Genomic DNA, 16,221 nt, shown 5'->3' on the forward strand with positions numbered 1-16,221 from the left:
AGTATCTTCGCTCTCAGCCTTCAAGCGTGTTGAGCACCCAGAAGAGCGCCGCGGAAAGCGCCGCCGAAGCGGGCACGGTGATCACCCAGGCCGCGATGACCGTGGTGATATGTGCGCGCCGCACCAAGAGGCGGCGCGAGCGCTCTTCGGGGGCAACGGGCTTGCCCTTTTGCAGCCCGAGCATCCGCGCGCGCCGCTCGGCATGCCATTCGCGGTAAAAGCCGACGCCAAAGACACCGCCCACCGCGATATGGGTGGAGGAGACGGGGAGCCCGAGCCAGGAGGCGACGATCACGGTGATCGCGGCGGAAAGGGCCACGCAATAGGCGCGCATCGCATTGAGCTTGGTGATTTCGGAGCCCACTAGCCGGATCAGGCGCGGCCCGAACAGCATCAGCCCGACCGAGATCCCAAGCGCGCCGACCACCATTACCCAAAGCGGCACGGTGACCTGATCGGCGAGTTCCCCCGCCTCGACGGCATGCACGATGGCCGCGAGCGGGCCCACCGCATTGGCGACATCATTGGCGCCATGCGCAAAGGAGAGAAGCGCGGCGGAAACGACAAGCGGCAGGGTGAAGAGCTTCTTGAGCGATTTCTTGCGGTTTTCCATGCCCCGCGACTGGCGGCGCACCAGCGGCACGGCGAGCGCCCAGGCGGCGAGCCCGCAGAGGATCCCGAGCAGAACCGAGGAGCCCATCGACAGGTGGATGACCTTTTTCAGCCCCTTGATCGCGAGGTAAGTCGCGAAGGCGCCGGTCATCAGGCCGATGAAGCCGGGCACCCAGCGTTGCGCGGCGGCGATCTTGTCTTCGACATAGATAACCTTCGCCTTGATCAGCGCGAGGAAGGCCGCGGCGATCACCCCGCCCATGAGCGGCGAGATCACCCAGCTCGCGGCAATCGTGCCGATCGCTTCCCAGTTCACTGCGCCAAAACCCGCCGCGGCAACGCCCGCACCGACCACGCCACCGACGATGGAATGGGTGGTGGAGACCGGCGCGCCCATCCAGGTGGCAAGGTGCAGCCAGAGCGCGGAGGCGAGCAGCGCCGACATCATCGCCCAGACGAAATGCGCCGCATCGGGCACGGCCTCCGGCGCAAGGATGCCGGTGGAGACGGTCTTGACCACGTCGCCCCCGGCCAGCAGGGCGCCGGCCGTCTCGAACACCGCGGCAATCGCGAGCGCACCGCCCAGCGTGAGCGCATTCGCGCCGACCGCGGGCCCCATGTTGTTGGCCACATCGTTCGCGCCGATGTTGAGCGCCATATAGGCGCCGATCGCGGCGGCGGCGATGACGATGAGAGCGCCCGGCTGCGCGCCCATCAGCACGCCCGCGGCAAGCCCGGCGAGCACGATGAAGGCGAGCGACAGCCCCGGCGCCACCAGCGGGCGCGCGACGAAACCCGCCGCCTCCTCGATCAGACCGATGCGCTTGAGATCCTTGTCGAGGGTTTTCCACTGGTTGACGGGCGGTGTGGCCACGGCTGTTCCCCTGAACCATCCCGGCTGTCATCAAACAGGGGGGATTCTGTTACATTCGGGCCGGGGGACTAGCCTGTTTGCGCCTGCAGTTCAACGGCGCTTTCACGAAAGCGTGCGCAAAAGGAGCTTCAAATCCTTTTCCTGCACGCGTTTGGCGGCGGCTTTCGGGCGCGCCCAGAAGCGCTTGCGCCGCCCCGCCTCGGGGTATTTGTCTTCCACCGTCTCGACATCGACGAGGAAGCACAAAACCTCGCAGCGCTGGTCGAGCCCGGTCTTGCGCCGCTTGGTATAGACGTAATTGCCGAAGGCCTCGGGATGGACGGTGCCGGTCACGCCCGCCTCTTCCCAGGCCTCGCGCAGGGCGGCTTCGGCCAGCGTCTTGCCGCGCATCGGCCAGCCCTTCGGCACGATCCAGCGCCCGGTGTCGAGCGAGGTGACGAGCAGCACCTCAAGCCCCTCTTCCCCGTCGCGGCGGCAGAGCGCGGCCACCTGCAGCGCATCGGGGCGCTTGCCCATCAGCGTGCCGAGGAAGTGCGGCATGTCGATCATCACAGATCCTCCCAGGGGGCGGCATCCGCGAGCAGCATCCGCGCGAGTGCCACGGCGCGTTCGGCATAGCCGCGCTGCCGGGTGCGGTCTTGTGGCGCGCGGCTGACCACCCAGCCCGCCGAGGCAAAGCCACGCAGCGCGAGGAACAGGGGCAGAAGGGCAAGCTGGTCGTCGGGCAGCGCGCGGGCGGCGCGGTAGCCGCGCACGAGCCGACGGGCCTGTTCGGGCAGGTCCGGGTCGCCCCAGCTCTGAATGAGCACCGAGCCGAGTTCGTAAAGCCGGAACCCCGGGCCGCAATCGTCGAAGTCGAGAAGCCGCAGCCGGTCGTTTTCGACCATCACGTTCGAGCGCAGCACATCGGCGTGAATCGGCCCGTAGTCGGTGGCTTGCGGCACCAGCAACGCGGCCTTTTCGCGTGCCTGCTGCAAGAGCAAGGACTCTTCGGGCGCAAGCGTCGGGTTCTCCCAGAACGGGCCAAGCCGTGGCGCGGGGCCCAAGAGCGCCTCGGCATCCCAGGGGGCGCGCGCGAAAGGCGCAGGACATGCGCCCGCATCGGCGGCGTTATGGAGATGCGCGAGCAAGGTGCCCAGTTCCTCGGCGCGCCCCAAGACCGCAGAGCCCGCAAGCGGTGCGCCCGCCTCGCCCATCGGGCGGCCCGAGATCCAGCGCAGGCAAGAAACGGTCAGCCCGCCCACCTGCGCGATCCAGGCGCCCGAGGCGGCGGGGAGCGGCTCGACGACAGAGACACCCGCATCGGCGAGGCGTGCGCAAAAGGCCAGTTCGCAGGCGATGGCGGCGGGGCTTTGATAGCCGGGGCGGTGGAGCCGCAGCGCGAGCTTTGCGCCCGAGCCGTGCAGCGTGGCGAAGACGATGTTTTCGGAGCGCCAGACCAGCTGCAGGGGGGCGCCCTGGCAGAGCCAGGCACGTTGCGCGGCTGTGGCGAGGTCATAGGCGCGGGCGTCGTCCATCATGCGGGCATCTCCCGCAGGATCTGATCGAGCGTTTCCGCCAGCCTCTCGGCGTTTGCGCGCGAGAACGGCATCGGCGGGCGCATCTTGAGAATGTGCTGCGCGCGCCCGACCCGGCCCAGAAGGATGCCCCGCGCCTTGGCCGCCTCGACCACGCGGCCGCAAAAGGCGCCGTCGGGCACGCCCTCTCGGGCAAATTCGATGGCGAAGAAAAAGCCAAGGCCGCGGATGTCGGCAATCAGCGGGTGGCGGAGGGCGCTCAGCAGATCGAGCGCATAGGCGCCCACGTCGCGGGCGTTCTCCACCAGCCCTTCCTCTTCGATCACATCGAGCACGGCGCTTGCCGCAGCGCAGGAGACGGGGTTGCCCGCGAATGTGTTGAAATAGCCAAAGGCATTGCGGAAGGCGGCCATGATGTCGGGCCGGGCGATCACGGCGGCGACCGGATGGCCATTGCCCATGGGCTTGCCAAGCGTGACGACATCGGGGGCAAAGTCGAGCCGCTCATGCCCCCACCAATGGCTGCCAAGGCGGCCAAATCCGGGCTGCACCTCGTCGCAAAGCACAAGCCCGCCCGCGCGGTGCACCACCGCCACCGTGGCATCGAGAAAGCCCGGATCGAGCCCCGGCATCCCCTCATTGGCAAAGATCGGGCAGAGCATCAGCCCGGCAAAGCCGTGACCGGCCGCTTCAAGCTCTTCGATCGCGCGCGCCACATTGGCGGCAAAAGCGGCCGCTTGTGCTTCGGTCGAGCCACCCAAAGGCGCAAGGCTGTCGGGCGCGGGCACGCGGCGCACATGGGGCGGGTAGCCGCCGATCGGCGGGCGGCGGGTGGAAAGCTGCGCCACTGCCGTTGTGTTGCCGTGATAGGTGTTGTCGGTGGCGATCAAGCCCGTTTTCCCCGTCACCGCCTGCGCCATGCGAAGCGCTACGTCATTCGCTTCGGAGCCCGTGCAGGTCATCAGCATCTGGCTGAGGCCATGGCCGAATTTCGCCACCAGCCGCTCGCCATAGTCGAGAATGCCTTCATGCAGGTAGCGGCTGTGGGTGTTGAGGCGCGCGGATTGCTGCGCGATGGCCGCGACCACGCGGGGATGACAATGCCCCAGATGTGCGACGTTGTTGTAACAATCGAGGTAGCGCCGCCCCTCGGCATCATAAAGCCAGACGCCCTCGCCACGGACGATCTGCACGGGATCGTCGTAAAAGGTGGGCACATTCGGCCCCAGAAGCGCTGCGCGCCGTGCCATAAGATCACTCATCGTCGCCCACCTTGCCACGCAGGCTTTTCACCTCACCGCGCACCGCCTTGGCGGTAAGGCGGCGGCGCTGGCTGCCCAGCGTCGGCTTTGTGGCGATGCGGCGCTTCGGGGCCACCAGCGCCGCACGGATCATCTCGGCCAGCCGCTCGCGGGCAAGCTCGCGGTTGCGGGTCTGGGACCGGGTCTCTTCGGCACGGATCACGATCGCGCCGTCGAGCGTCCATTTGCGCCCCGCGATGCGTTTGAGCCGCGCCTTCACTGCTGGCGTGAGATGCGGGCTGCGTTCGGCCTCAAAGCGCAGTTCCACCGCGGTCGAGACCTTGTTCACATTCTGCCCGCCCGGCCCCTGCGCGCGGGTGAAGCTCTCGGAGAGCTCCCAATCGGCAATCGCCACTCTGTCGTCGATCCACAGCATGGCTAGACCCTAGCCTTCCGCGCGGAAAACGAAAGGGGGTCTGGCACAAAAGCTGCTGAGGGGGCTCAGAGCGTGGCAGCGAGCCTTGTGCCCTGATCGATGGCGCGTTTGGCATCGAGCTCGCCTGCGACATCGGCACCGCCGATCACATGCGCGGTGATACCCTGCGCCTTCAGCGCTTCGGCCAGGCTGCGCTGGCTTTCCTGTCCGGCGCAGAGCACGACCGTATCCGCCTCAATCAAAGTCGGGGTCTCGCGCCCGGGGCCAAAGGTGACATGCAGCCCCTCGGGCGTGATGCGCTCGTAATTCACCCCGCCGATCATCTTCACGCCCTTGGCGGCCAGCGCGGCGCGGTGAATCCAGCCCGTCGTCTTGCCAAGCTTGCGGCCCGGTTTTTCGGGTTTGCGCTGCAAAAGCGTGACCGTGCGGGTGGGGGGCGCGGGGATGGGGTCGGCCAGCCCGCCCGGTGTTTGCGCCGGATCGCCCACGCCCCATTCGCGCCTCCAGTCCTCGGGGTGGAGGGTCGGGCTTTCTTCCACAGTGAGGAATTCGGCAACGTCAAAGCCGATGCCGCCCGCGCCCACCACCGCCACCCGCGGCCCCGCCGCGACGCGCCCGGAGAGGAGATCGGCATAGCTCACCGCAAGCTCTTCGCCGGGGATGCCGGGGCTGCGGGGGGTGACGCCGGTGGCAATCACCACCTCGTCAAACTCGCCAAGCGTGCGCACCGTCGCCTCGGTGTTGAGCCGCAGGCTGACGCCGGATTTTTCCAGCATGGTCGCGAACCAGTCGGTGAGGCCCACGAATTCCTCCTTGCCGGGGATGGTGCGGGCCAGGCAGAGCTGGCCGCCGATTTCCGCCCCCTTCTCGAAGAGCTTCACCGCATGGCCGCGCTCGGCAGCCGCGATAGCGCAGGCAAGCCCCGCCGGACCCGCGCCCACAATCGCGATGCGCTTGGGCTCGGCGGCGGGTTCCAGCACCAACTCCGTCTCATGGCCCGCGCGCGGATTGACGAGGCAGGACGAAATCTTGCCCGAAAAGGTGTGGTCAAGGCAGGCCTGGTTGCAGCCGATGCAGGGGGCGATTTCTGCCGCGCGCCCGCTGGCCGCCTTGGCGACAAAATCCGGGTCGGCAAGGAAGGGGCGGGCAAGGCTCACCATATCGGCCTGCCCGGCTTCAAGGATCGTTTCGGCCACCTCGGGCGTGTTGATCCGGTTTGAGGTGATCACCGGGATCGTCACCTCGGGGCGCAGCCGCGCGGTAAGCCAGGCAAAGGCCGCGCGCGGCACCGAGGTGGCAATGGTAGGCACCCGCGCCTCGTGCCAGCCGATGCCGGTGTTGAGCATCGAGGCCCCCGCCGCCTCGATCGCCTTGGCGAGCATCACCACCTCGTCCCAGGTCGAGCCCTCGGGGACGAGGTCGATGAGCGAGATGCGGAAGATGACGATGAAATCATCCCCCACCGCGGCGCGCACGCGCTTCATCACTTCCACGGGCAGGCGCATGCGGTTCGCGTAGCTGCCGCCCCAAGCGTCGGTCCGGCGGTTCACATGGCGCACCAGGAACTGGTTGAGGAAATAGCCCTCCGAGCCCATCACCTCGACCCCGTCATAGCCCGCCTCGCGCGCGCGCGCCGCCGCCGTGGCAATGTCGGCGATCTGTTTTTCGATGCCCGCTTCATCAAGTTCTTTCGGTGCAAAGGGGGAGATGGGGGATTTCACGGCCGAGGCGGAAACGCATTCCGGCCCGTAGGCATAGCGCCCGGCATGCAGGATCTGCATCGCGATCCTCCCGCCCGCCTCCTGCACGCGGGAGGTGACGAGGCGGTGATGCGCGATGTCCTCGGGCGTGAAGAGCCCGGCCGCGCCCGGAAACACCCCGCCCTCGCGGTTGGGCGCCATGCCCCCCGTCACCATCAGGCCCACGCCGCCGCGTGCGCGCGCGGCATAAAACTCGGCGACCCGGTTCCAGTCGCCGGTTTCTTCGAGGTTGGTATGCATGGAGCCCATCAGCACGCGGTTGGGCAGCGTCACATGCCCGAGATCGAGCGGCGACAGAAGATGCGGGTAGTGGCTCATGGTTTCCTCCCTCGGCTGGCCCCAACCTGCCGCGCGCTCCCGCCGCTGTCACGTCCAACGCGGCGTCATCTCGCGCCGGGGCGGGCAACAATCGTTTCCGGCTCTGGTCGGCGCGCAGGCATTTCCCCGGTATTGTCCTCGCAGCGTCCAATTTGCGCCTGAATTCACGGCCAAACCTCACAGGAACGCGAAACACTGCCGATGGGTGAAAGATGGACCGCCTGACCGAGATGGAAGCTTTTGCCACCGTAGTGGACCAGGGAGGCTTTACGGACGCCGCCAAGAAGATGGGAATCTCCAAATCGGCTGTCTCCAAGCATGTCTCGGCGCTCGAGGCGCGGCTGGGGGCGCGGCTTCTCAACCGCACCACGCGCCGTGTGTCGCCCACCGAGATCGGGCTTGCCTATTACGACCGCGCGCGCCGTGTGCTCAACGATGCGGGCGAGGCCGATGCGCTTGTCACTTCCATGCAGGTCGCGCCCTCTGGGCTGCTGCGCATTTCGGTTGCGACCGATTTCGGGGTGAACCTGCTTTCGCCGGTGCTTGGCGACTTTTTGCAGGCCTACCCCGACATCACCGTGAACATGGTGCTCAACAACCGCTATGTGGAGCTGATTTCGGAAGGCTTCGACATGGCGATCCGCGTGGGCGAACTCGAAGACAGCACCCTGCGCGCCCGCAAGCTGACCGATACGGCCAAGCGGATGATCGCCGCGCCGAAATATTTCGAGCGCTACGGGCGGCCCGCGAAGATCGACGATCTGAACGAACACAAGCTTCTGCACTATTCGAACCAGTCGAACGGCAATGTCTGGAAGATCACCGCCCCTTCGGGCGAGCGGCGGCAGGTGCGCTCGGCAGGCTGGCTCACGGTGAACGACGGCCAGTCGCTCCTTCATGCCGCGATTGCCGGGCTCGGCATCGCCTATCTGCCCTCCTTCCTCTATGCCGAGGCGATGGCGAAGGGGCTGGTCGAGGAAGCGATGCCGGAGCTGCCCATGGAAACGCTCGGCATCTATGCGGTCTATCCGCCGGGCCGCTTCACGCAGCCCAAAGTGCGCGCTTTCATCGACTTTCTGGCGCAGACCTTCGCCGACAAAGGGCCCGACAACTGGTGAGCCCGCGGGCCTTTGCGGGCCCCGATCTCTGCTCGGATGCGGGCTTTCTATCGGGCGGATTTACTTCGGGGTCGAAGCCAGCAAAACGGCTTCGACCCTTCTGTTTTTTTCGCGTCCCTCGCCGGTAAGGTTCGTGGCACGGGGGGCAAGCCAGCCTGCGCCCTCGGCGCTGATCTGTCCGGGCGCAACACCGTGGCGGGTGATCAACCGCTCCCGCACCGCTTCCGCCCGTGCCTTGGAGAGTGCGATATTGCCGGCGAGCGCGCCGGCATTGTCGGTATGGCCGACGAGCGCGACCTGCGCTCCGGGATGGGTGGCGAGATAATCCGCAAGCCCGGCGAGTGAGGCATAGCTGCCTTCGCCGAGCGCCGAGGCGCCGCTTTCGAAGACCAGATCATCCAGGGCGACAGCGCCGGTTGCTTCCAGCTTTGAGCCGAAGCCGGTTGCGGAAGGGGGGGGGGCGGGCTGCGGTGCGGCGAGGCCCTCACCGGGGGGAGGCGGCGTGACCTGTTGCACCGCCATCCGCGTCAGATGCACGAAGCCCGATTCCGAGGACCGCGATACGGTGAGCGCAAGCCAGGTGTCGCCGCGCCGCGCCGCGAGATAGCGGAAATCTCCCAGATCGACATGCATCTCCGGCTCGGGCAACAGATCGAGCGCATAGCGGAAATCGAAGCCGCCGCAGGCATCGGTCTCGCATTCAAAGATCACGGCGAAGCCTGCGCTTTCGATCTGCGCGCGCAGGGCAGCAAAGATTTGAAGGCTCGTATCCTGATTGGCGCGCAGCCGCCAGGCGGTGTCGGAGCGGTTGCCTTCCAGATGCTGGCTCGGCGCGGTCCCGCTTTGCCATGGCCCGATGCGCATCTCGTAAGAACTCGCCGGGGCGTTGCGCTCGGCCGAGACAGTGGCGCCCGGCGGTGGTTCGAACGTGAAGGGCGCGGCCAGAGCGGGCAGGGCGAGGGCAATGAACCCCGCGGCGAGTGCGCTCCGCACCCCCCTCATGCGCGGCCCTCGCGGCGATAATGGTAGGCACTCACCACCTCCATGCCGAGGCTCTGGTAGAGGGCATTGGCGGGCACATTGGCGCGGGTGACGACGAGGGAGAGGTCTTCTGCCCCCGCCTCTGCCGCCCATCGCGCGGCTTCGGCCATGATTGCGCGGGCAAGGCCGGCGCGGCGATACTCGGGCAGGACCGTGAGCGCATGCAGCATCGCCGTGCGTTCATGGAGCGCGATGAAGGCTGCCCCGGCAGCGCGGTCGCGGATGCGCCCGAGCACCGCGGCCTTCGGCCCCGTGACCCGTTCCATCACCGCTTGCCGTTCTGCGCCGATGCCGGTCTCCGCCCAGACCTCGCGGGTGATGGCCAGGGGCGGCCAATGCACGAAAGCGGTGACGGGCGGCACATCGGTCGAGAGCTTTGAGAGTGGCGCGGCATGGATCACCACCGGATCGAAGAGTTCGTAGCCGCGCGCGGCGAGCGCGGCATCGAGCGCTTCCTCCCCCGGTCGGGCCATGAATTTCGGCTCCTGCCCGAGCGCGCGATGCGCTGCTTCGGCCGCGGCAATATCCGCCGCCTCAAACGGGGTCTCAAGGCTTGCGCAGCTCACCCGCGAGCCGCCGCCCAACCCCTCGCGCACCAGAAAGCCGCCTCCGCGCCGAGTGGTTGCCGGGGGCCATGTGGCGTCGATCACCGCGAAGAAATCGGTCATTGCCCCTCCGGGAACGCGGCCTTGAGCGCGGCAAAGGCGGCCTCGAGCGCCGCCGGATCGGTGCAGCGCACCACCAGATTGGTGCCGTAATTCCCCTCCGTCACAAAAGGATAGGAGCCGAAGGACACTTCGGGGTGCGCGGTGGCAAGCGTGCGCAGATCATCGGCAATCGCTGCTTCGGCGACCATCAGTTGCCAGTTGCGGCTCAGGAGCGGCGCGCCGCCCGCAAGCCGCGGCAGAAGCCCCGCCACCATCGCCTGAAAGATGTTCGGCACGCCTGCCATGACATGGCAATTGCCGATCGTGAAGCCGGGCGCGCCGGAGACCGGATTGTCGATCAGCGCCGCGCCGTCAGGGATGCGCGCCATCCGGAGCCGCGCCTCGGTAAACTCGACCCTGCGCGCGGCGTAATGCGTCGCCAAAATCGCGCGGGCGTCCGCGCGCACGGAGATCGGCCGGTCGAAAGCCTCGGCGACGGCATCGGCGGTAATGTCGTCATGCGTGGGCCCGATGCCGCCCGAAGTGAAAAGCTGGTCATGCCCCGCCGCAAGCTCCCGCACCGCGGCGACGATGGTGGCGTGATCATCCGAAATCACCCGGATCTGGCGCAGGTCGAACCCCACCTTCACCAGCTCGCCTGCGAGGTGATGGGCGTTGCCCTCCCGGGTGCGGCCGGTCAATATTTCGTCGCCGATGATCAGGATCGCTGCGGTGGGATTGGGCATATTGGCCTCCTTGGCCCCGGTATAAGCCCCTGCGACCTTGCGGAAAAGCCCGGCTCTGGCCAAGCGGCGCAATTGTGACTATCTAGGGGCGGTTCGTGCAGGAGATGTAAAGTGACAGACGCAGCGGGACGCGTGACGAAGGACGGCATCCGGATTTATGACGTGGCGGAATACGAGGGGATGCAGGCGGCGGGCCATGTGGCTGCGCGCATCCTTGACGAGGTCGCGCCGCTGATCGAGCCCGGAGTGACGACCGCCGCGCTCGACGATTTTGTGCGCAACCGAGTGGAGGAACTCGGCGCAACCTCGGCGACAATCGGCTATCGCGGCTACAAGCATGCCTCCTGCATTTCGGTGAACCATGTGGTCTGCCACGGCATCCCGGGCCCGAAAGTGTTGAAGGACGGCGATATTCTCAACATCGACGTGACGGTGATTCTGGACGGCTGGTTCGGCGATACCTCGCGGATGTATGTGGCGGGCAACCTGACCCGCAAGGCGGAGCGGCTCATCCAGGTCACCCATGACGCGCTGATGATCGGCATCGAGCAAGTAAAACCGGGCAATACTTTTGGCGACATCGGCCATGCGATCCAGGCCTATGTCGAGGCGCAGCGCATGAGCGTGGTGCGCGATTTCTGTGGCCATGGCGTTGGCCGCGTGTTCCACGCGCCGCCGAATGTGCTGCACTATGGCCGCAAGGGCGCGGGGGCCGTGCTCGAAGAAGGGATGATCTTCACCATCGAGCCGATGGTGAACCTTGGCCGGCCCGAAACCAAGGTGCTTTCCGACGACTGGACTGCGGTCACTCGCGACAAGTCGCTCTCGGCGCAATTCGAGCATTCGGTGGGGGTGACCTGCGATGGCTGTGAGATCTTCACGCTGAGCCCGGCAAACCGGTTCCACCCGACCTGGGGCTGAGCGCGCGGCTCAGTCATATTTGCGCAGATCCTCGATCACCTTGCCGTCGTTGGGAAGCGAGCCGGGGGCGACCAGCTCGATCCGGCCCTTGAGCTTGAGCGCAGAAATGACCCCGGGCAGGAAATGTTCTGCATTGGTGGAGAGCGTTTCGATACGCACCGTCATCGCATCCATCTCTCCCTCGCGCGAGGCGACGACACGCGCGCGGCGCACGTCGGGATGCGCGGCGACGAAGGCCGCGACCTGTTCGGGACGCACGAACATGCCTTTGATCTTCGTGGTCTGATCGGCGCGGCCCATCCAGCCCTTGATGCGGGTGTTGGTGCGCCCGCAGGGGGAGGCGCCGGGCAGCACAGCGCTCAGATCCCCCGTGGCAAAGCGAATGAGCGGATAATCGGGGTTGAGCGTTGTCACCACCACCTCGCCGACTTCCCCCGCGGCCACCGGATCGCCGGTGCCGGGGCGGACAATCTCGACGATCACGCCCTCGTCGACAATCATTCCCTCCATCGCCGGGCTCTCATAGGCGATATTGCCGAGATCGGCCGTGGCATAGCATTGCAGGCAATGGATGCCGCGCGCGGCATATTCGGCGCGCAGGCTCGGGAAAAGAGCGCCACCGCCCACCGCCGCGCGCGTGATGGCGAGCCGCTCGCCCATTTCTTCGGCCTTGTCGAGGATCACCTTCAGATAATCGGGGGTGCCGGCATAAACGGTGGTGCCGATGTCGACCGCGGCACGCACCTGAAGCTCGGTCTGCCCGGTTCCGGCGGGGAGCACGGCTGCGCCCACCGCGCGCGCGCCACTTTCGAAGATCATCCCCGCCGGCGTCAGGTGATAGCCAAAGCAGTTCTGCACGATATCGCCGGGGCCCACGCCTGCAGCATGCAGAAACCGCCCCATCCGCCACCAGTCGGACGAAGTATCGCCGGGCTCGTAGATCGGCCCGGGGCTCTGGAAGATATGGGCGAAGGCATGGGCCGGTTTCGTGGTCAGCCCGCCGAAGGGCGCGGCAGATTTCTGCGCCGCACCGAGGTCCGATTTGCGCAGCACCGGGAGCTTTGCCAGAGCGCCAAGGCTGGTGATCTCTGCCGCCGCGACCGGGCCCAGATGCGCCGCCATCCCCGGCGCGGTGCGCGCGCGCGCAATCGCCTGCGGCAGCGCCACCGCAAGGGCCGCGGCGCGGGCATCGGCTGAGCGGGTTTCCAGATCGTCGTAGTAGCGGCTCATGGCAGGCTCTCCCTTGCCTTGGCGGGATTTTCTGCGCTGCAGAATGCTGCGCAGCAATTGCATTAAATCAGTGGTTTGTCAGGCGAGCCAGCGCTTGCGGCGGCGGTAGGAGCGCACGTCACGGAAGCTCTTGCGACCATCATCCGACATGCCGAGGTAGAACTCCTTCACATCCGGGTTCTCGCGCAGCTGCGCGGCGGGGCCATCCATGACCACCCGACCGCTTTCCAGAATGTAGCCGTAATGCGCGTAGCGCAGTGCCACGTTGGTGTTTTGCTCGGCCAGGAGAAAGGTCACGCCCTCGCCCTCGTTCACCGCCTTCACAATCTCGAAGATCTGCTCGACCAACTGCGGCGCGAGCCCCATCGAGGGCTCGTCAAGCAAGATCGTCTCCGGGCGGGACATCAGCGCGCGCCCCATCGCCACCATCTGCTGCTCGCCGCCCGATGTGTAGCCCGCCTGCGATTTGCGGCGTTCCTTGAGGCGCGGAAAGTAGCTGTAGACCATCTCGAGATCTTTCATCACCTCGGCGCGGCCGTCCTTGCGGGTATAGGCGCCGGTGAGCAGGTTCTCCTCCACCGTCAGGTGTTCAAAGCAATGCCGCCCCTCCATCACCTGAATGACCCCCTTGCGCACGAGATCGGCGGGGGAGCCATCCTGCACCCGCTCGCCGCGGTAAAGGATCGTGCCCTTCGTCACTTCGCCGCGCTCGGAGCGCAGCAGGTTCGAGATCGCCTTCAACGTTGTCGTTTTCCCCGCGCCATTGCCGCCCAGAAGCGCGGTGATGCCGCCCTTGGGCACCGACAGGCTGACGCCCTTGAGCACAAGGATCACGTGGTTGTAGATCACCTCGATGTTGTTCACTTCGAGCAGCGTATCGGTCTTGGCGGCGTCAAGCATGGGCGTCCTCCGGGGGGAAACCCCCGGCCCGAAGGCCGGGGGAGTTGGGTTACTGGCAGCGCGGCGTAATGCCGGATTCTGCGGCGAAGGCCGCCGAATCCTCGGCAATCAGCGGGTCGAGCACATCGGCGTCAGACGTGATCCAGTCAGAGACTGCCCCCCATTTCTTCGTGCCCGCATCCCATTGCAGGATCATCGCCGAGCCCGGGCCGCCATGGTCGGCGCAGCTGGCGTGGATTTCCTGCGCGAAGCCCGGCAGGCCAAGCTCGGTCAGACGCGCCTCGGTGAGGTTGAGGTTCTCGAAGCCCTCGCGCACCTCATCGGGCGTCACCGCGGCATGGCCCGCCATGTCTTGCGCGGTGCGGATCGCCTCGGAGATGATCATCGCCGCATACATGCCGCGCGAATAGAGCACGTTGCCGAGGTTGTCGCCCGCGCCCGCGGCCTTGCCCGGATCGAACACATATTGCTTCAGGTCCGCATAGATCGGGAATTCGTCGCCGACGCCGTGGAAGCTGATCGACTTGTAGCCATTGGCCTTGTCGCCCGCGGGGCCGACGTCATTCTCCGAGCCCGACCACCAGACACCGATCATGTGTTCCATCGGGAAGCGGATGTTGACGGCCTCCTGAATCGCGACCTGGTTCATCACGCCCCAGCCCCACATCAGCACGTAATCGGGCTTGTCGCGGCGGATTTGCAGCCATTGCGACTTTTGCTCCTGTCCGGGCGGGTCGACCGGCAGCAAGCTCAGGCTGAAGCCGTGCTTTTTGGCCAGTTCCTCAAGCGTGCGGATCGGCTCCTTGCCATAGGCGGAGTTGTGGTAGACAAGCGCGATCTTCTTGCCCTCAAGGCTGCCGCCGTTTTCATCGAGCAGATATTTGACCGCGACCGAGGCGCCGTCCCAATAGTTCGCCGGGTAGTTGAAGACCCATTCGAACACCGAGCCATTCGCCGCCGAGGTGCGCCCGTAGCCGGGGGTATAAAGCACATGATGGTCCGCGGTGACTTTCGGGATCAGCTGATAGGTGATGCCGGTCGAGAGCGGGTTATAGGCGAGCGCCGCCTGCCCCTTGGTGCTCTCGTAGCATTCGACGCCCTTTTCGGTGTTATAGGCGGTTTCGCATTCCGGCACCGCCACCTTTTCGCCGCCGATGCCGCCATCGCGCTCGTTCAACAGCGTGAAATAATCGGCAAAACCGTCGGCATAGGGAATGCCGTTGGCGGCATAGGAGCCGGTGCGATAGCTCAGGTTCGGCACCGTCAGATCGGCGCTCGCCGTCTGCGCCGAGGCGATCAGCGCTGCCGCAGCGAGCGCGGCAAAGGTCTTTTTCATACGTTCATCCTCCCAATCACGTATTCGGTTGCTTTGGCCGGTTCTCCGGTCTTCTGGGGCCCTTCAATGCGGGAAGGGCCAGAGTCTCAGTTTCTCCTTGGCGATGCGCCAGAGCTGCGCGAGCCCATGCGGCTCGACGATCAGGAACAGAATGATCAACGCGCCGACAATCATCAGCTCAAGATGCGCCGCCACATCGGTGGGCCAACCGAAAGCCCCCACCAGTACGTTCTTCAGGAACACCGGCAAAAGCACGAGGAAAGCCGCCCCGGCGAAAGAGCCGAAGATCGAGCCAAGCCCCCCGATGATCACCATGAAGAGGACAAGGAAGCTCTTGTTGATGCCGAAAGCCTCGCCCACTTCCGCGGCGCCAAGATAGACCGAGAACAGAAGCGCCCCGGCGATGCCGATGAAGAACGAGGAGACGGCGAAGGCGGTGACTTTGGCAGTGAGCGGGTTCACTCCGATGATCTCGGCGGCAATGTCCATGTCGCGGATCGCCATCCATTTGCGCCCGACGGTGCCGCGGGTGAGGTTGCGCGCAACGAGCGCCACCAGCGTCAGGATCACAAGGCAGAACAGGTATTTCGCAACCGCCGAGGTTTGCGCGCCGGTGATGTAGATGCCCAGCATGGTGCGGTCGGGCGCGGTGATCTGGCCCGAGGCGGAGTAGTTGTAAAACCACGGCACCTTGTTGAAGAGCCAGACCAAAAAGAACTGCGCGGCCAAGGTGGCGACGGCGAGGTAGAAGCCCTTGATCCGAAGCGAAGGCAGGCCAAAGAGCACGCCCACGCAAGCGGTGACCCCGCCCGCCAGGATCACATGGAAGAAAAAGGGCACCTCAGGGAAGGCGGTCATCAGCTTGTAGACCGCATAGGCCCCCACGGCCATGAAACCGCCGGTGCCCAGGCTCACCTGGCCCGCGAAACCCACCAGAATATTGAGCCCGATCGCCGCGATCGCATAGATCAGGAACGGCACGAAGACCGCGTTTGCCCAGTAATCGTCGATCACGAAGGGCACCACGGCATAGGCTATGAGCATCGCCGCCCAGAACCCCATCCGGTCCAGCCGGATCGGAAAGGTCTGGCTGTCGGCCCGGTAGCTCGTCTTGAAATCGCCTGCCTCACGGTAGAACATCAGCCTCTCCCCCGTTTTTGAATGCGGGGGAGGGCCGATGCCGTTCCCCTCAGCAGCCGCGCCGGATCCGCATCCAGGACCAGATCCCGGCCCCGGCGCCCATGGCGGCGAACAATATGTTGATGGTGCGCAGCGTGGCCGGTTCTTCCGGCGGGGCGGCAAGCGCGATCCAGCCGAAGGTCAGCGCCGCCAACCAACCGATGGTGAAGGCGATGGAACAGGTCTTGAGCGTCATTGCGAAGAGGCCTCCCTACCTCTTGCGCAGCCCCGCAAGCGGGCCGCGCGTGATGCAACCCTTCCCCCCGCTCCGGGCCTCCCTGCCCGGCCGGGGAAGTGACAGGATGTCGCAGCCCGACCCGCCAATCAACAGATTTTTCCTTTTGC

The 16,221-nt window shown here is 66.1% G+C and carries 16 protein-coding genes; 2 read left to right on the forward strand and 14 right to left on the reverse strand.

Annotation, left to right across the window (positions count from 1 at the left end):
- Positions 1-13: 13 nt before the first annotated feature.
- From CRO22_RS13720 to CRO22_RS13745, 6 genes are all read right to left on the reverse strand, one after another.
- On the reverse strand, positions 14-1,486 hold the full coding sequence (locus CRO22_RS13720) for an inorganic phosphate transporter (protein WP_097070734.1): 1,473 nt from the start codon (positions 1,484-1,486) through the stop codon (positions 14-16).
- A 102-nt stretch (positions 1,487-1,588) separates the two neighbouring features.
- On the reverse strand, positions 1,589-2,035 hold the full coding sequence (locus CRO22_RS13725) for an NUDIX hydrolase (protein ID WP_097070735.1): 447 nt from the start codon (positions 2,033-2,035) through the stop codon (positions 1,589-1,591).
- Positions 2,035-3,006: a phosphotransferase enzyme family protein gene (locus CRO22_RS13730; protein WP_097070736.1), complete on the reverse strand. Its 972-nt coding sequence runs from the start codon at positions 3,004-3,006 to the stop codon at positions 2,035-2,037. Before CRO22_RS13730 ends, CRO22_RS13725 begins: the two co-directional genes overlap by 1 nt.
- Positions 3,003-4,265 carry an aspartate aminotransferase family protein gene (locus CRO22_RS13735; RefSeq protein WP_097070737.1) on the reverse strand — a complete coding sequence of 421 codons (1,263 nt, stop codon included), beginning with the start codon at positions 4,263-4,265 and terminating at the stop codon, positions 3,003-3,005. Before CRO22_RS13735 ends, CRO22_RS13730 begins: the two co-directional genes overlap by 4 nt.
- Complete coding sequence (gene arfB / locus CRO22_RS13740; RefSeq protein ID WP_097070738.1) at positions 4,258-4,680, reverse strand: alternative ribosome rescue aminoacyl-tRNA hydrolase ArfB; 423 nt, start codon at positions 4,678-4,680, stop codon at positions 4,258-4,260. The genes CRO22_RS13735 and arfB overlap by 8 nt, the downstream gene beginning before the upstream one ends.
- Positions 4,681-4,745: 65 nt before the next feature.
- Positions 4,746-6,758, reverse strand: coding sequence for an NADPH-dependent 2,4-dienoyl-CoA reductase (locus CRO22_RS13745; RefSeq protein ID WP_097070739.1), 2,013 nt, complete (start codon positions 6,756-6,758; stop codon positions 4,746-4,748).
- A 212-nt stretch (positions 6,759-6,970) separates the two neighbouring features.
- On the opposite strand from CRO22_RS13745, the gene CRO22_RS13750 reads away from it, so the two are divergent.
- Positions 6,971-7,876, forward strand: coding sequence for a LysR family transcriptional regulator (locus tag CRO22_RS13750; RefSeq protein ID WP_097070740.1), 906 nt, complete (start codon positions 6,971-6,973; stop codon positions 7,874-7,876).
- Positions 7,877-7,936: 60 nt separating this feature from the next.
- Here CRO22_RS13750 and CRO22_RS13755 read toward each other — a convergent pair whose 3' ends face one another.
- Genes CRO22_RS13755 through CRO22_RS13765 form a run of 3 tightly spaced genes read right to left on the reverse strand, consistent with a single transcriptional unit; the run spans position 7,937 to position 10,310 of the window.
- A complete protein-coding gene (locus CRO22_RS13755) occupies positions 7,937-8,878 on the reverse strand; it encodes an OmpA family protein (protein WP_097070741.1) in 942 nt (313 codons plus the stop codon).
- A complete protein-coding gene (locus CRO22_RS13760) occupies positions 8,875-9,585 on the reverse strand; it encodes a GNAT family N-acetyltransferase (RefSeq protein WP_097070742.1) in 711 nt (236 codons plus the stop codon). The genes CRO22_RS13755 and CRO22_RS13760 overlap by 4 nt, the downstream gene beginning before the upstream one ends.
- Positions 9,582-10,310 (reverse strand): competence/damage-inducible protein A, encoded by a 729-nt coding sequence (locus tag CRO22_RS13765; protein WP_097070743.1) that lies wholly within the window; start codon positions 10,308-10,310, stop codon positions 9,582-9,584. The genes CRO22_RS13760 and CRO22_RS13765 overlap by 4 nt, the downstream gene beginning before the upstream one ends.
- Positions 10,311-10,421: 111 nt before the next feature.
- On the opposite strand from CRO22_RS13765, the gene map reads away from it, so the two are divergent.
- Positions 10,422-11,231 (forward strand): type I methionyl aminopeptidase, encoded by an 810-nt coding sequence (gene map, locus CRO22_RS13770; protein WP_097070744.1) that lies wholly within the window; start codon positions 10,422-10,424, stop codon positions 11,229-11,231.
- A gap of 9 nt (positions 11,232-11,240) precedes the next feature.
- On the opposite strand, the gene CRO22_RS13775 is transcribed toward map, so the two are convergent.
- The 5 genes from CRO22_RS13775 to CRO22_RS13795 form a co-directional block, all read right to left on the reverse strand.
- Positions 11,241-12,461, reverse strand: a complete 1,221-nt coding sequence (locus CRO22_RS13775; protein ID WP_097070745.1) for a phenylacetate--CoA ligase family protein — start codon at positions 12,459-12,461, stop codon at positions 11,241-11,243.
- A gap of 78 nt (positions 12,462-12,539) precedes the next feature.
- On the reverse strand, positions 12,540-13,361 hold the full coding sequence (locus CRO22_RS13780) for an ABC transporter ATP-binding protein (RefSeq protein ID WP_097070746.1): 822 nt from the start codon (positions 13,359-13,361) through the stop codon (positions 12,540-12,542).
- A 49-nt stretch (positions 13,362-13,410) separates the two neighbouring features.
- Complete coding sequence (locus CRO22_RS13785) at positions 13,411-14,697, reverse strand: ABC transporter substrate-binding protein (RefSeq protein ID WP_097070747.1); 1,287 nt, start codon at positions 14,695-14,697, stop codon at positions 13,411-13,413.
- Between the two features lie 63 nt (positions 14,698-14,760).
- Positions 14,761-15,837 carry a branched-chain amino acid ABC transporter permease gene (locus tag CRO22_RS13790; RefSeq protein ID WP_097070748.1) on the reverse strand — a complete coding sequence of 359 codons (1,077 nt, stop codon included), beginning with the start codon at positions 15,835-15,837 and terminating at the stop codon, positions 14,761-14,763.
- A gap of 49 nt (positions 15,838-15,886) precedes the next feature.
- Complete coding sequence (locus CRO22_RS13795; protein WP_097070749.1) at positions 15,887-16,072, reverse strand: hypothetical protein; 186 nt, start codon at positions 16,070-16,072, stop codon at positions 15,887-15,889.
- Positions 16,073-16,221 lie beyond the last annotated feature (149 nt).

Source organism: Rhodobacter maris (genome assembly GCF_900217815.1).
Classification (GTDB): Bacteria; Pseudomonadota; Alphaproteobacteria; order Rhodobacterales; family Rhodobacteraceae; genus Rhodobacter; species Rhodobacter maris.

Excerpts from the sequence above, each read along its gene's own strand:
- CRO22_RS13725 (WP_097070735.1), bottom strand. The coding sequence starts at position 2,035 with ATGATCGACATGCCGCACTTCCTCGGCACGCTGATGGGCAAGCGCCCC.
- CRO22_RS13730 (WP_097070736.1), bottom strand. The coding sequence starts at position 3,006 with ATGATGGACGACGCCCGCGCCTATGACCTCGCCACAGCCGCGCAACGT.
- CRO22_RS13735 (WP_097070737.1), bottom strand. The coding sequence starts at position 4,265 with ATGAGTGATCTTATGGCACGGCGCGCAGCGCTTCTGGGGCCGAATGTG.
- arfB (WP_097070738.1), bottom strand. The coding sequence starts at position 4,680 with ATGCTGTGGATCGACGACAGAGTGGCGATTGCCGATTGGGAGCTCTCC.
- CRO22_RS13745 (WP_097070739.1), bottom strand. The coding sequence starts at position 6,758 with ATGAGCCACTACCCGCATCTTCTGTCGCCGCTCGATCTCGGGCATGTG.
- CRO22_RS13750 (WP_097070740.1), top strand. The coding sequence starts at position 6,971 with ATGGACCGCCTGACCGAGATGGAAGCTTTTGCCACCGTAGTGGACCAG.
- CRO22_RS13755 (WP_097070741.1), bottom strand. The coding sequence starts at position 8,878 with ATGAGGGGGGTGCGGAGCGCACTCGCCGCGGGGTTCATTGCCCTCGCC.
- CRO22_RS13760 (WP_097070742.1), bottom strand. The coding sequence starts at position 9,585 with ATGACCGATTTCTTCGCGGTGATCGACGCCACATGGCCCCCGGCAACC.
- CRO22_RS13765 (WP_097070743.1), bottom strand. The coding sequence starts at position 10,310 with ATGCCCAATCCCACCGCAGCGATCCTGATCATCGGCGACGAAATATTG.
- CRO22_RS13775 (WP_097070745.1), bottom strand. The coding sequence starts at position 12,461 with ATGAGCCGCTACTACGACGATCTGGAAACCCGCTCAGCCGATGCCCGC.
- CRO22_RS13780 (WP_097070746.1), bottom strand. The coding sequence starts at position 13,361 with ATGCTTGACGCCGCCAAGACCGATACGCTGCTCGAAGTGAACAACATC.
- CRO22_RS13785 (WP_097070747.1), bottom strand. The coding sequence starts at position 14,697 with ATGAAAAAGACCTTTGCCGCGCTCGCTGCGGCAGCGCTGATCGCCTCG.
- CRO22_RS13790 (WP_097070748.1), bottom strand. The coding sequence starts at position 15,837 with ATGTTCTACCGTGAGGCAGGCGATTTCAAGACGAGCTACCGGGCCGAC.
- CRO22_RS13795 (WP_097070749.1), bottom strand. The coding sequence starts at position 16,072 with ATGACGCTCAAGACCTGTTCCATCGCCTTCACCATCGGTTGGTTGGCG.